At 57.0% G+C, this 12,687-nt stretch carries 14 protein-coding genes; 10 read left to right on the plus strand and 4 right to left on the minus strand.

What is annotated here, in order from left to right; genetic code table 11:
* Positions 1-25: 25 nt before the first annotated feature.
* On the minus strand, positions 26-925 hold the full coding sequence (gene hemF, locus USF70_RS10645) for an oxygen-dependent coproporphyrinogen oxidase (protein WP_320735620.1): 900 nt from the start codon (positions 923-925) through the stop codon (positions 26-28).
* Positions 925-1,800 carry an N-acetylmuramoyl-L-alanine amidase AmiA gene (amiA, locus tag USF70_RS10650; RefSeq protein WP_023308739.1) on the minus strand — a complete coding sequence of 292 codons (876 nt, stop codon included), beginning with the start codon at positions 1,798-1,800 and terminating at the stop codon, positions 925-927. The genes hemF and amiA overlap by 1 nt, the downstream gene beginning before the upstream one ends.
* A 212-nt stretch (positions 1,801-2,012) precedes the next feature.
* Here amiA and USF70_RS10655 point away from each other — a divergent pair, with 212 nt between their 5' ends.
* The 10 genes from USF70_RS10655 (at position 2,013) to pdxK (ending at position 10,350) form a co-directional block, all read left to right on the plus strand.
* Complete coding sequence (locus tag USF70_RS10655) at positions 2,013-2,438, plus strand: GNAT family acetyltransferase (RefSeq protein ID WP_048974882.1); 426 nt, start codon at positions 2,013-2,015, stop codon at positions 2,436-2,438.
* A complete protein-coding gene (locus USF70_RS10660) occupies positions 2,425-2,874 on the plus strand; it encodes a DUF2919 domain-containing protein (RefSeq protein ID WP_232937470.1) in 450 nt (149 codons plus the stop codon). The genes USF70_RS10655 and USF70_RS10660 overlap by 14 nt, the downstream gene beginning before the upstream one ends.
* Before the next feature lie 63 nt (positions 2,875-2,937).
* A complete protein-coding gene (locus tag USF70_RS10665; RefSeq protein WP_033146155.1) occupies positions 2,938-3,513 on the plus strand; it encodes an RpoE-regulated lipoprotein in 576 nt (191 codons plus the stop codon).
* A gap of 92 nt (positions 3,514-3,605) precedes the next feature.
* A complete protein-coding gene (locus USF70_RS10670; protein ID WP_320735621.1) occupies positions 3,606-4,505 on the plus strand; it encodes a Dyp-type peroxidase in 900 nt (299 codons plus the stop codon).
* A gap of 172 nt (positions 4,506-4,677) precedes the next feature.
* A complete protein-coding gene (locus tag USF70_RS10675; protein ID WP_087823076.1) occupies positions 4,678-5,691 on the plus strand; it encodes a sulfate ABC transporter substrate-binding protein in 1,014 nt (337 codons plus the stop codon).
* Positions 5,691-6,524, plus strand: coding sequence for a sulfate/thiosulfate ABC transporter permease CysT (gene cysT, locus USF70_RS10680; protein ID WP_004123378.1), 834 nt, complete (start codon positions 5,691-5,693; stop codon positions 6,522-6,524). Before USF70_RS10675 ends, cysT begins: the two co-directional genes overlap by 1 nt.
* Positions 6,524-7,399 (plus strand): sulfate/thiosulfate ABC transporter permease CysW, encoded by an 876-nt coding sequence (gene cysW / locus USF70_RS10685; protein WP_023308733.1) that lies wholly within the window; start codon positions 6,524-6,526, stop codon positions 7,397-7,399. The genes cysT and cysW overlap by 1 nt, the downstream gene beginning before the upstream one ends.
* On the plus strand, positions 7,389-8,483 hold the full coding sequence (gene cysA, locus USF70_RS10690) for a sulfate/thiosulfate ABC transporter ATP-binding protein CysA (protein ID WP_008501607.1): 1,095 nt from the start codon (positions 7,389-7,391) through the stop codon (positions 8,481-8,483). The genes cysW and cysA overlap by 11 nt, the downstream gene beginning before the upstream one ends.
* Before the next feature lie 113 nt (positions 8,484-8,596).
* A complete protein-coding gene (gene cysM, locus USF70_RS10695; RefSeq protein WP_210867439.1) occupies positions 8,597-9,508 on the plus strand; it encodes a cysteine synthase CysM in 912 nt (303 codons plus the stop codon).
* Between the two features lie 5 nt (positions 9,509-9,513).
* Positions 9,514-10,350: a pyridoxine/pyridoxal/pyridoxamine kinase gene (gene pdxK, locus USF70_RS10700; RefSeq protein ID WP_033146151.1), complete on the plus strand. Its 837-nt coding sequence runs from the start codon at positions 9,514-9,516 to the stop codon at positions 10,348-10,350.
* 44 nt (positions 10,351-10,394) lie between these two features.
* Here the strand turns inward: pdxK and crr are convergent, their stop codons facing one another.
* Together crr and ptsI are read right to left on the minus strand one after the other, a co-directional pair.
* Positions 10,395-10,904 (minus strand): PTS glucose transporter subunit IIA, encoded by a 510-nt coding sequence (gene crr, locus USF70_RS10705; RefSeq protein WP_003861316.1) that lies wholly within the window; start codon positions 10,902-10,904, stop codon positions 10,395-10,397.
* Positions 10,905-10,944: 40 nt separating this feature from the next.
* The gene (gene ptsI, locus USF70_RS10710) at positions 10,945-12,672 is read right to left on the minus strand and encodes a phosphoenolpyruvate-protein phosphotransferase PtsI (RefSeq protein ID WP_023332954.1); all 1,728 of its coding nucleotides are present in this window, start codon (positions 12,670-12,672) and stop codon (positions 10,945-10,947) included.
* Between the last annotated feature and the right edge of the window lie 15 nt (positions 12,673-12,687).

The raw sequence follows: 12,687 nt of genomic DNA on the forward strand, positions 1-12,687 counted from the left end.
CTCCCAAAGGGAGAGGGGATAAGGGCTACACCCAGTCCCGAACCTGAATAAACTCACGCAAGGCAGCCTCCGGGCTGCCTTCTTTTGGTTCGTAGCAGTACTCCCAGCGCACCAGCGGCGGCATCGACATCAGAATCGACTCCGTGCGCCCGCCGGTCTGCAGGCCGAACAGCGTCCCGCGATCCCACACCAGGTTGAACTCCACGTAGCGCCCGCGGCGGTAAAGCTGGAACTCTCGCTCGCGCACGCCGTAGTCGGTATTTTTACGGCGCTCGACGATGGGCAGATAGGCGTCGGTATAGCCTTCGCCTACCGCGCGCATAAAGCTGAACGCGGTATCAAAATCAGGCGTGTTGAGATCGTCAAAGAACAGCCCGCCGATGCCGCGCTGCTCGTCGCGGTGCTTCAGGTAAAAGTAGTCATCGCACCACTTTTTAAATTTCGGGTAGACGTCTTCGCCAAACGGCAGGCAAAGATCCCGCGCGGTGGTGTGCCAGTGCACGGCATCTTTTTCGAAGCCGTAGTATGGCGTTAAATCGAAACCGCCGCCGAACCACCAGACCGGGTCGGCACCCGGTTTTTCCGCAATGAAAAAGCGCACGTTGGCGTGGCTGGTGGGCACGAACGGGTTGTGCGGGTGCACTACCAGCGAGACGCCCATCGCCTCGAAGCTGCGGCCCGCCAGTTCAGGACGATGCGCCGTCGCAGATGCGGGCATGGCGTCGCCGTGAACGTGGGAAAAATTCACGCCTGCCTGTTCGAAGATGCCGCCGTTTCGCAGCACGCGGCTGCGCCCGCCGCCTCCGGCCTCGCGCTGCCAGTTATCTTCCTGAAATTCACCGCCGTCTGCGGCAGCCAGTTTCTGGCAGATCTCATCCTGCAGCTGCAGCAGGAAGGTTTTGACCAGTTGAGCATCGGGTTTCATCAACGTTTCCTGGAGTGCGCTTTTTGGTTATCGAACCAGTTGAAGTAACTGATAATGCCGGAGGCGATAGCGTTGGCGATCTTCTGACGAAACGCCGTGGTGCCGAGGAGCCGCTCTTCTTCCGGGTTGGTAATAAAGGACGTTTCCACCAGCACGGACGGGATGGACGGCGACTTCAGCACCACGAATGCCGCCTGCTCGGTGCCTTTGCTGTGCAGACGATGCACCGGCTTAATTTTCTTCAGAATATGCGAGCCGAGCGTCAGGCTATTTTTAATCGTATCCGTCTGCACGAGGTCGAACAGCACCTGCTGTAGCAGATGATCTTTGTCGGTGGCTTTTTTCCCGGCGACTTCATCCGCCCGGTTTTCGCGGTCGGAGAGGTATTTTGCCATGGCGCTACTGGCGCCACGGTTAGAGAGTGCAAACACCGAGGCGCCGGCCGCAGAAGGGTTGGTAAAGCCGTCGGCGTGAATCGACATAAACAGATCCGCACCGTGCTGGTGGGCGATCTCAACGCGGTCATACAGTGGAATAAAGGTGTCGCCAGAGCGCGTCAGACGGGCGTCAATGCCGTTGCTGCGTAAAATTGCGCGCACATTTTTTGCAATTGCCAGCACGACGTGTTTTTCTTTTGACCCGTTTTTGCCGATGGCGCCGGTATCAATACCGCCGTGGCCCGGGTCGAGCATTACCAGACGCTTCGCGCCCGGCTTTTTGGTTTTCGGTTTGCTGTGTCCGTTACTGGTTTTGAGCGTGCTCTCGTCTTTTGCCTGAGCCTGCTTTGCGATGCCCGTTAACGTTAAGGCCGCCAGCCCCGCTTTGAGAACCTGACGACGCGATGTGAGTGCTTTTAATGGTTTGAATGTGCTCATGCGGCCTGAATACTAAAAAATGGGGTCCTGGTGTTATATCGTATCGTGTTTCCCGTTACGACAGTCCATGTTGAGAATTGTTTTACTTTTCATTTCAATACGTGACAAAGTGACATTATGCCAAATTTTGGCGAGATTTTCCCCGGTTATTGGCGAAAGGCGAGCTTCGCGCCATAATCACTGTTTTTAAACCCGAAAAGGCGGTTAATACCATGGAGATACGCGTTTTTCGCCAGGAAGATTTCGAAGAGGTGATCACCCTTTGGGAGCGCTGCGATCTGCTGCGTCCGTGGAACGATCCGGAAATGGATATCGAACGTAAGTTGAATCACGACGTCAGTCTGTTTCTGGTCGCGGAAGTCAATGGCGAGGTTGTGGGGACGGTCATGGGCGGTTACGACGGCCACCGCGGCTCGGCCTATTATCTGGGCGTCCACCCGGAATACCGTGGCCGCGGCATTGCCAATGCGCTGCTGAACCGGCTCGAGAAGAAGCTGATCGCCCGCGGCTGCCCGAAAATCCAGATCATGGTGCGGGAAGATAACGACGTGGTGCTGGGCATGTATGAGCGTCTGGGCTACGAGCATTCCGACGTGCTGAGTTTAGGAAAGCGTCTGATCGAAGATGAAGAGTACTGAGATCCACCCGGCAGACTATGACGCGCAGGGCCGCGTCAGGCTGCCCTTTTTATTCTGGTGCGTTTTGCTGCTCCAGGCCCGCACCTGGGTGCTGTTTGTAATGGCCGGAGCGTCGCGCGGGCAGGGCGATACGCTGCTGAATCTCTTCTATCCCGATCACGATGCATTCTGGATCGGATTACTGCCGGGCATTCCGGCCGTACTGGCTTTTTTGGTCAGCGGACGGCGGCATTTGATACCACGTTTTTGGCGCGCGCTTCGCTGGCTGCTGATCCTCGCCCAGGTTGCGCTGCTCTTCTGGCAGCCGGTACTCTGGTGGTACGGTGAACCGCTGACGGGCACCGGCGTTGCGCTGGTGGTTGCCGATATTGTGGCGCTGCTGTGGCTGCTGACCAACCCGCGTCTTCGCGCCTGTTTTGCCGATCAGGATGATTAATCCGGCACTTTTTGCCGATGTCGCACTCCAACAAGCGTTGATTTAACAAGAAAGGACGTTTCAATGAAATCGCTGCGTTTACTTTTATGCGCTCTCCCGCTGGCGTTGACCGGCTGTTCGACGCTCTCCTCCATTAACTGGTCAGCCGCGTATCCGTGGAACTGGTTTGGCTCATCAACGGAAGTGACCGAGCAGGGCGTGGGGAAAATTACCGCCGCGACGTCGCTGGATCATGACGCTATTCAGGATGCGCTCAGCGGCGATTACCGCCTGCGCAGCGGCATGAAAACGGAGAATGGCAATATTGTTCGCTATTACGAAGCGCTGAAGGGCGACAAGCTGGCGCTGGTGATTAACGGTGACAAAGGCACCGTAAACCGTATCGCTGTGATGGATGAGGATATTCCGACGGCGAGCGGTGTGAAGGTGGGGACGGCGTTCAGCGACCTTTATAAGCAGGCCTTTGGCAACTGCACCAGCCTGCCGTCTGACGACAAGGTCGCGGTGGAATGTAAGGCTGAGGGCAGCCAGCACATCAGCTATGTCTTCACCGGAACCTGGAGCGGCCCGGAAGGTCTGATGCCGTCTGACGACACGCTCAGGAGCTGGAAAGTGAGCAAAATACTCTGGAAGCAGTAATTTGCGCCTGAACAAACCGCCTCGCTGAAATCCGGGTATAATAGCCGCCATCAATGCCACGCTGACGTGGCATCTTTATTTCAGGAGGAGCGATGTCTCAGGTTCAGAGTGGCATTTTGCCAGAACATTGCCGCGCGGCGATTTGGATTGAAGCCAATGTTAAAGGGGACGTGGATGCCCTGCGTGCGGCCGGTAAAGCGTTTGTTGATAAGCTGGCCACCTTCCAGGCCAAATTCCCGGAAGCGCACCTCGGCGCCGTTGTTGCCTTTGGCAATAACGTCTGGCGTCAGCTGAGCGGTGGCGAAGGGGCGGAAGAGCTAAAAGACTTCATCCCTTACGGCAAAGGTCTGGCTCCGGCAACCCAGTACGACGTGCTGATCCACATTCTCTCCCTGCGTCACGACGTGAACTTTTCCGTTGCCCAGGCGGCAGTAGCGGTCTTTGGCGACAGCATTGAGGTGCAGGAAGAGGTTCACGGCTTCCGCTGGGTGGAAGAGCGCGATCTGAGCGGCTTCGTCGACGGCACCGAAAACCCGGCGGGTGAAGAGACGCGTCGTGAAGTCGCGGTAATCAAAGACGGCGTGGACGCGGGCGGCAGCTACGTGTTCGTGCAGCGCTGGGAGCACAACCTCAAGCAGCTTAACCGCATGAGCGTGCACGACCAGGAGATGATGATTGGCCGCACTAAAGAAGCCAACGAAGAGATCGACGGCGACAACCGTCCTGTGACCTCTCACCTGACCCGCGTTGACCTCAAAGAAGACGGCAAAGGGCTGAAGATTGTCCGCCAGAGCCTGCCTTACGGCACGGCAAGCGGCACGCACGGCCTCTACTTCTGCGCGTACTGCGCGCGCCTGTATAACATTGAGCAGCAGCTGCTGAGCATGTTCGGTGATACCGACGGCAAGCGCGACGCCATGTTGCGCTTCACCAAACCGGTGACCGGCGGCTACTACTTTGCGCCGTCCGTTGAGCGTCTGCTGGCGCTGTAATGTCCTTTCTCCCTCTCCCTGTGGGAGAGGGCCGGGGTGAGGGCATCAGGCCTCCCCCTTATTCCCTTTTCTGCTTCTAAATCACCAAACGGTATATAAAACCGTTACTCCTTTCATCCCCGTTATAAATATTATGACTATAAGATAGTCATCACATTTATAAGGGTTCGCAATGGCCGTTACTGTACTGAAAAAAGGAACTCTGGCGCTGGCAGGTTTACTGCTGGTGGCACAGGCGCAGGCGACTGAACTGTTGAACAGTTCGTATGACGTCTCCCGCGAGCTGTTTGCCGCCCTTAATCCACCGTTTGAACAGCAGTGGGCGAAAGATAATAACGGCGACAAGCTGACCATCAAGCAGTCCCACGCCGGGTCGTCCAAGCAGGCGCTGGCGATTTTGCAGGGCCTGAAAGCGGATGTGGTGACCTACAACCAGGTGACTGACGTGCAGATCCTGCACGACAAAGGCAAGCTGATCCCGGCAGACTGGCAGAGCCGACTGCCGAACAATAGCTCCCCGTTCTATTCCACCATGGGCTTCCTGGTGCGTAAGGGCAACCCGAAGAATATCCACGACTGGAGCGACCTGGTCCGTTCCGACGTGAAGCTGATTTTCCCGAACCCAAAAACCTCCGGTAACGCGCGTTATACCTATTTAGCCGCGTGGGGCGCGGCGGACAAGGCTGACGGTAACGATAAAGCCAAAACCGAGCAGTTCATGACCCAGTTCCTGAAAAACGTCGAAGTGTTTGATACCGGCGGCCGCGGGGCGACTACGACCTTCGCGGAGCGCGGTCTCGGCGACGTGCTGATCAGCTTTGAATCGGAAGTGAATAACATCCGCAAACAGTACGAAGCGCAGGGCTTCGAGGTCGTTATCCCGAAAACCAACATCCTGGCCGAGTTCCCGGTGGCGTGGGTGGATAAAAACGTGCAGGCAAACGGTACCGAGAAAGCGGCAAAAGCCTATCTCAACTACCTGTACAGCCCGCAGGCGCAGACCATCATTACCGATTACTACTACCGCGTGAACAACCCGGACGTGATGAACAAGCTGAAAGATAAGTTCCCGCAGACCGATTTGTTCCGCGTGGAAGATCGTTTCGGCTCCTGGCCTGATGTGATGAAAACGCATTTTGCCAGCGGCGGTGAGTTAGACAAACTGCTGGCGGCGGGGCATAAGTAATGTTTGCAGTTTCGACAAAACGCGTGCTGCCGGGCTTTACCTTAAGCCTCGGGACCAGCCTGCTGTTCGTCTGCCTGATCCTGCTGTTGCCGCTCAGCGCGCTGGTGATGCAGCTTGCTCAGATGAGCTGGGCGCAGTACTGGGACGTGGTCACCAACCCGCAGGTGGTGGCGGCCTATAAGGTGACGCTGCTGTCGGCGTTTGTCGCCTCCATTTTTAACGGCGTGTTTGGCCTGCTGATGGCGTGGATCTTAACCCGCTATCGCTTCCCGGGCCGCACGCTGCTTGACGCCCTGATGGATCTGCCGTTTGCGCTGCCGACGGCGGTGGCAGGCTTAACCCTCGCGTCGCTCTTCTCCGTGAACGGGCTGTACGGCGAGTGGCTGGCGAAATTCGACATCAAAGTAACCTACACCTGGCTCGGTATCGCGGTGGCGATGGCTTTTACCAGCATCCCGTTTGTGGTCCGTACCGTGCAGCCAGTGCTGGAAGAGTTGGGGCCGGAATACGAAGAAGCGGCGGAAACGCTGGGCGCCACGCGCTGGCAGAGCTTCCGCAAGGTGGTTCTGCCGGAGCTCTCTCCGGCGCTGATGGCGGGCGTCGCGCTGTCGTTTACCCGCAGCCTCGGTGAGTTCGGCGCGGTGATTTTTATCGCCGGGAACATCGCCTGGAAAACAGAAGTCACCTCGCTGATGATTTTCATCCGTTTGCAGGAGTTTGATTATCCGGCGGCGAGCGCGATTGCCTCGGTGATCCTGGCGGCGTCGCTGCTGCTGCTGTACTCAATTAACACTCTGCAAAGTCGCTTTGGTCGACGTGTGGTAGGTCACTGATGGCGGAAGTTACGCAATTGAAGCGATACGATGCACCCCGCATCAACTGGGGTAAATGGTTTCTGATTGGGGCGGGCGTGCTGGTTTCCGCCCTCATTCTCGTCGTGCCGACGGTTTATATCTTCGTTCAGGCGTTCAGCAAGGGCCTGATGCCCGCGCTGGAAAACCTGGCGAACCCGGATATGCTGCATGCCATCTGGCTGACGGTGCTGATTGCGCTGATCACCGTGCCGGTGAACCTCGTGTTCGGGACCCTGCTGGCCTGGCTGGTAACCCGCTTTAACTTCCCGGGACGTCAGCTGCTGCTGACCCTGCTGGACATTCCTTTCGCCGTATCGCCGGTGGTGGCGGGTCTGGTGTACCTGCTCTTTTACGGCTCCAACGGTCCGTTGGGCGGCTGGCTGGACGAGCATAACCTGCAGATCATGTTCGCCTGGCCGGGCATGGTGCTGGTCACCATCTTCGTGACCTGTCCGTTTGTGGTGCGTGAGCTGGTGCCGGTGATGTTAAGCCAGGGGAGCAACGAAGACGAAGCGGCGGTGCTGCTGGGCGCTTCCGGCTGGCAGATGTTCCGTCGCGTGACGCTGCCGAATATCCGCTGGGCGCTGCTTTACGGCGTGGTGCTGACCAACGCCCGCGCGATTGGTGAGTTCGGTGCCGTTTCCGTCGTCTCCGGCTCCATCCGGGGTGAAACCCTGTCGCTGCCGCTCCAGATTGAGCTGCTGCAGCAGGACTACAACACCATCGGCTCGTTTACTGCCGCAGCGTTGCTGACGCTGATGGCCATCTTGACCCTGTTTTTGAAGAGTGTGGTGCAGTGGCGTTTAGAAAATCAGGAAAAACGTCAGCATCAGGAGGGAAATCATGAGCATTGAGATTGCCAATATTAAGAAGTCTTTTGGTCGCACCCAGGTGCTGAATGATATCTCGCTGGATATCCCTTCCGGACAAATGGTGGCGCTGCTGGGGCCGTCCGGCTCGGGCAAAACCACGCTGCTGCGTATTATCGCCGGGCTTGAGCATCAGACCAGCGGGCACATCCGCTTCCACGGCACCGACGTGAGCCGTCTGCACGCCCGCGATCGTAAAGTAGGCTTTGTGTTCCAGCACTACGCGCTGTTCCGCCACATGACCGTGTTCGACAACATCGCGTTTGGCCTGACCGTGCTGCCGCGTCGCGAACGTCCGGATGCGGCAACCATTAAGGCGAAAGTGACCAAACTGCTGGAGATGGTGCAGCTGGCTCACCTGGCGGATCGTTTCCCGGCCCAGCTGTCCGGCGGGCAGAAACAGCGCGTGGCGCTGGCGCGCGCGCTGGCCGTTGAGCCGCAAATTCTGCTGCTGGATGAACCCTTCGGCGCGCTGGATGCGCAGGTGCGTAAAGAGCTGCGCCGCTGGCTGCGCCAGCTGCATGAAGAGCTGAAGTTCACCAGCGTCTTCGTGACCCACGATCAGGAAGAGGCGATGGAAGTTGCGGATCGCGTGGTGGTCATGAGCCAGGGCAACATTGAGCAGGTTGACGAGCCGGAGCAGCTCTGGCGTGAGCCGGCGACCCGCTTCGTGCTGGAGTTTATGGGCGAGGTAAACCGTCTGCAGGGCACTATTCGCGGCGGACAGTTCCACGTTGGCGCGCACCGCTGGCCGCTGGGCTATACCTCCGCGCATCAGGGGCCGGTCGATCTGTTCCTGCGTCCGTGGGAAGTGGACGTGAGCCGCCGAACCAGCCTGGATTCACCGCTGCCGGTGCAGGTGCTGGAAGCTAGCCCTAAAGGTCACTACACCCAATTGGTGGTACAGCCGCTGGGCTGGTATACCGAGCCGCTGACCGTGGTCATGCGCGACGACGTGCCGCCGCACCGGGGTGAGCGCCTGTTTGTTGGGTTGCAGCACGCCCGTATTTATCACGGGAAGGAGCGCATCGAGACGCGCGAGGATATTGCTCTGGCGGAGTCAGCCTGATAGGTTAGGATTACGTAGTTTTGCCGGGTGGCGCTGCGCTTACCCGGCCTACAATATGACGTCTGTAGGCCCGGTAAGCGAAGCGCCACCGGGCTTTTTATTGGACAGCGATCATGAATACATTAGAACACACCATCGGCAACACTCCTTTGGTCAAGCTTCAGCGCATGGGTCCGGACAACGGCAGCGAAATCTGGGTCAAACTCGAAGGCAATAACCCGGCGGGCTCGGTGAAAGACCGCGCGGCGCTGTCGATGATTGTCCAGGCCGAAAGGCGCGGTGAAATCAAGCCAGGCGACGTGCTGATTGAGGCCACCAGCGGCAACACCGGTATCGCCCTGGCGATGATCGCCGCGCTGAAAGGCTACCGCATGAAGCTGCTGATGCCGGACAACATGAGCCAGGAGCGCCGCGCCGCGATGCGTGCCTACGGGGCCGAGCTGATTCTGGTGACCAAAGAGCAGGGAATGGAAGGCGCGCGCGACTTAGCGCTGGAGATGGCCGGGCGCGGTGAAGGTAAACTGCTGGATCAGTTCAACAATCCGGACAACCCGTACGCGCACTACACCACCACCGGCCCGGAAATCTGGCAGCAAACCGACGGGCGTATCACCCATTTTGTCTCCAGCATGGGCACCACCGGCACCATTACCGGGGTATCGCGTTTTCTGCGCGAGCAGGAAAAAGCCGTCACCATCGTTGGCCTCCAGCCGGAAGAGGGGAGCAGCATTCCGGGGATTCGCCGCTGGCCGGCGGAGTATATGCCCGGCATTTTTAATGCGCAGCTGGTGGACCAGGTGCTGGATCTTCACCAGCGCGAGGCGGAAAATACCATGCGTGAGCTGGCCGTGCGCGAAGGTATCTTCTGCGGCGTCAGCTCGGGCGGCGCGGTAGCGGGGGCGATTCGGGTGGCGCAGGCAAACCCGGGGGCGGTAGTAGTGGCGATTATTTGCGATCGCGGCGATCGCTATCTGTCTACCGGCGTCTTTGGTGAAGAGAGTTATTCGCAGGGGGCGGGGATTTAAGCGTCATGGAGATGATTCTATTCCGGGATAACACCCGGGCGCAGCAAACCGACATTGTCGCAGTGCAGTCGCAGGTGGTTTACGGCAGCGTGGGGAACAGCATTGCGGTACCGAATATTCGTACCCACAGGCTGAACGTCACCGCCGTGCCGACGGTTCTGTTTAGCAACACGCCGCATTACGACACGTTTTATGGTGGGGTGATCCCCGACGAGTGGTTCAGCGGCTATCTTAAGGCACTGGAAGAACGCGAGATCCTGCGCGAGCTTAAAGCGGTCACCACCGGCTATATGGGCAGCGCAAGCCAGATCGTCCTGCTGGCTCAATGGCTGAAGGCGGTCAAAGCGCAGCATCCTGACCTGCTGGTGCTGGTCGACCCGGTTATCGGAGATATCGACAGCGGTATGTACGTCAAGCCCGAGATCCCGCAGGCGTATCGGGAGCACCTGCTGCCGCTGGCGCAGGGGATTACGCCAAACGTCTATGAGCTGGAAGTGTTAAGCGGCAAACCGTGCCGTACGCCGGAAAGCGCCATCGCGGCGGCGCAGGGACTGCTCTCTGATAGCCTGAAATGGGTGGCGATCACCAGCGCGCCGGTGACCGATGACCCGGAAAACATCCACGTGGTGCTGGTGACGAATGAAGGCGTGACCGTCAGCGCGCATCCGCGCGTAGAAACCGATCTGAAAGGGACGGGCGACCTGTTCTGTTCAGAGCTGGTGAGCGGAATTGTTGAGGGGAAAACCGTTGCCGACGCCATTCGCATGGCCGGCGATCGGGTGACTGACGTGATGCTCTATACCCAGTCGAAGGGCTACGACGAGCTTATCCTACCGGCATAAACAAAAATGGCGCCCGAAGGCGCCATTTTTCTGTGCGGCAAGAATTACTTCTTGATGCGGATAACCGGAGTTTCACCTACGGTGACGCTGCCAGACAGTTTGATCAGTTCTTTGATTTCGTCCATGTTGGAGATAACAACCGGCGTCAGGGTAGACTTGGCTTTTTCTTCCAGCAGTGGCAGATCGAATTCAATTACCGGGTCGCCAACTTTAACACGCTGGCCTTCTTCCGCGATACGTTTGAAGCCTTCGCCTTTCAGTTCAACGGTGTCGATACCGAAGTGAACGAACAGTTCGATACCGCTATCAGATTCGATAGAGAACGCATGGTTGGTTTCAAAAATTTTACCGATGGTGCCGTCAACTGGAGCAACCATTTTGTTGCCAGTTGGTTTGATAGCAATGCCATCACCAACGATTTTCTCAGCAAACACTACATCCGGCACGTCTTCGATGTTGACGATCTCGCCGGAGAGCGGAGCAACAATCTCAATAGTTCCGGAGTCTTTCTTATCATCAGAAACCAGAGATTTCAGTTTATCGAACAAACCCATGATCTTCTCCTAAGCAGTAATTTGGGCCGCATCTCGTGGATTAGCAGATTGTTTTTTCTTCAATGAACTTGTTAACCAGCGTCATTAACTCGTCCGTTGTCGGTTGAGCAAGAGCCTGCTCTGCTAACACCTTCGCATCTTCGAAGTTCGTGTTACGGATAATCTTCTTAATGCGCGGGATGGAAATGGCGCTCATAGAGAATTCGTCCAGACCCATACCCAGCAACAGAAGTGTAGCACGTTCGTCGCCTGCAAGCTCACCACACATGCCAGTCCATTTACCTTCTGCATGAGAAGCATCAATAACTTGCTTGATCAAGTTCAGTACGGACGGTGACATTGGCTGGTAGAGATGTGAAATCATATCATTACCACGGTCAACTGCCAGGGTGTACTGCGTTAAATCATTGGTGCCGATACTAAAGAAATCAACTTCTTTGGCTAAATGACGCGCAATGGTCGCCGCCGCAGGTGTTTCCACCATCACGCCGATCTCGATTGACTCGTCAAACGCTTTACCTTCGTCGCGCAGTTCCTGTTTGTAGATTTCGATCTCTTTCTTCAGTGCACGCACTTCTTCAACAGAGATGATCATCGGGAACATGATGCGCAGTTTACCGAAAGCAGAGGCACGCAGGATCGCGCGAACCTGGTCACGCAGGATCTCTTTACGATCCATCGCGATACGGATTGCACGCCAGCCCAGGAACGGGTTCTCTTCTTTCGGGAAGTTCATGTACGGCAGCTCTTTGTCGCCGCCGATGTCCATGGTACGGACGATAACCGCCTGAGAACCACACGCTTCAGCCACGGCTTTATAGGCAGCAAACTGCTCTTCTTCCGTTGGCAGCGCGTCGCGGTCCATGAACAGGAATTCTGTACGATAGAGACCTACGCCTTCCGCACCGTTGCGCTCAGCGCCATCAACGTCGCGGACGGTACCGATGTTTGCGCACACTTCTACCTGATGGCCGTCCAGGGTGATGGCTGGCAGGTCTTTCAGCTTAGCGAGTTCCGCTTTTTCAGTCGCAACTTGCTCCTGAACCGCGCGCAGTTTATCGATCTCTTCATTGGTTGGGTTGACGTAAACCAGATTGTTTACGGCATCCAGAATCAGATAGTCGCCGTTTTTCACCTGAGAGGTGACGCTACCGGTACCCACGATGGCAGGCAGTTCCAGAGAGCGCGCCATGATAGAGGTGTGCGAGGTACGGCCACCCGCGTCGGTGATGAAACCGAGGACCTTTTTCAGGTTTAGCTGTGCGGTTTCAGACGGGGTGAGGTCAGCGGCAACCAGGATAACTTCATCCTGAATCGCGCTCAGATCGATGATGGCCAGACCCAGGATGTTGCGCAGCAGGCGCTTACCGATGTCACGTACGTCAGCCGCACGCTCTTTCAGGTATTCATCATCCAGTTCTTCCAGGGCAGTTGCCTGACCTTCGATAACTTCATGCGCAGCCGCGTCGGCCGTCATGCCTTTATCTTTAATCAGGGCTATGATTTCCTGCTCCAGCTCCTCATCTTCGAGCAGCATGATGTGCCCTTCGAAGATGGCTTCTTTTTCTTCACCGAAAGTTTCGCCAGCTTTAGTTTTGATTGCTTCCAGTTGCGCAGATGCCTTGGCACGACCGCTCAGAAAACGTTCAACTTCCTGATCAACCTTGTCGGCAGAAATTTTTTTCCGGTCGATGACGATCTCGTCTTCTTTCAGCAGCAGTGCTTTGCCGAAAGCGATACCCGGGGATGCTAAAATGCCTGAAATCATAACCCTACCTTACTT

The sequence above is a fragment of the Enterobacter sp. 237C8 genome, from assembly GCF_034106865.1.
Taxonomy (GTDB): Bacteria; Pseudomonadota; Gammaproteobacteria; order Enterobacterales; family Enterobacteriaceae; genus Enterobacter; species Enterobacter asburiae_B.

Coding starts and splice junctions, on each gene's coding strand:
- USF70_RS10665 (WP_033146155.1), top strand. CDS start 2,938: ATGAAATCGCTGCGTTTACTTTTATGCGCTCTCCCGCTGGCGTTGACC.
- cysA (WP_008501607.1), top strand. CDS start 7,389: ATGAGCATTGAGATTGCCAATATTAAGAAGTCTTTTGGTCGCACCCAG.
- USF70_RS10670 (WP_320735621.1), top strand. CDS start 3,606: ATGTCTCAGGTTCAGAGTGGCATTTTGCCAGAACATTGCCGCGCGGCG.
- amiA (WP_023308739.1), bottom strand. CDS start 1,800: ATGAGCACATTCAAACCATTAAAAGCACTCACATCGCGTCGTCAGGTT.
- pdxK (WP_033146151.1), top strand. CDS start 9,514: ATGGAGATGATTCTATTCCGGGATAACACCCGGGCGCAGCAAACCGAC.
- ptsI (WP_023332954.1), bottom strand. CDS start 12,672: ATGATTTCAGGCATTTTAGCATCCCCGGGTATCGCTTTCGGCAAAGCA.
- cysW (WP_023308733.1), top strand. CDS start 6,524: ATGGCGGAAGTTACGCAATTGAAGCGATACGATGCACCCCGCATCAAC.
- USF70_RS10675 (WP_087823076.1), top strand. CDS start 4,678: ATGGCCGTTACTGTACTGAAAAAAGGAACTCTGGCGCTGGCAGGTTTA.
- cysT (WP_004123378.1), top strand. CDS start 5,691: ATGTTTGCAGTTTCGACAAAACGCGTGCTGCCGGGCTTTACCTTAAGC.
- crr (WP_003861316.1), bottom strand. CDS start 10,904: ATGGGTTTGTTCGATAAACTGAAATCTCTGGTTTCTGATGATAAGAAA.
- cysM (WP_210867439.1), top strand. CDS start 8,597: ATGAATACATTAGAACACACCATCGGCAACACTCCTTTGGTCAAGCTT.
- USF70_RS10655 (WP_048974882.1), top strand. CDS start 2,013: ATGGAGATACGCGTTTTTCGCCAGGAAGATTTCGAAGAGGTGATCACC.
- USF70_RS10660 (WP_232937470.1), top strand. CDS start 2,425: ATGAAGAGTACTGAGATCCACCCGGCAGACTATGACGCGCAGGGCCGC.
- hemF (WP_320735620.1), bottom strand. CDS start 925: ATGAAACCCGATGCTCAACTGGTCAAAACCTTCCTGCTGCAGCTGCAG.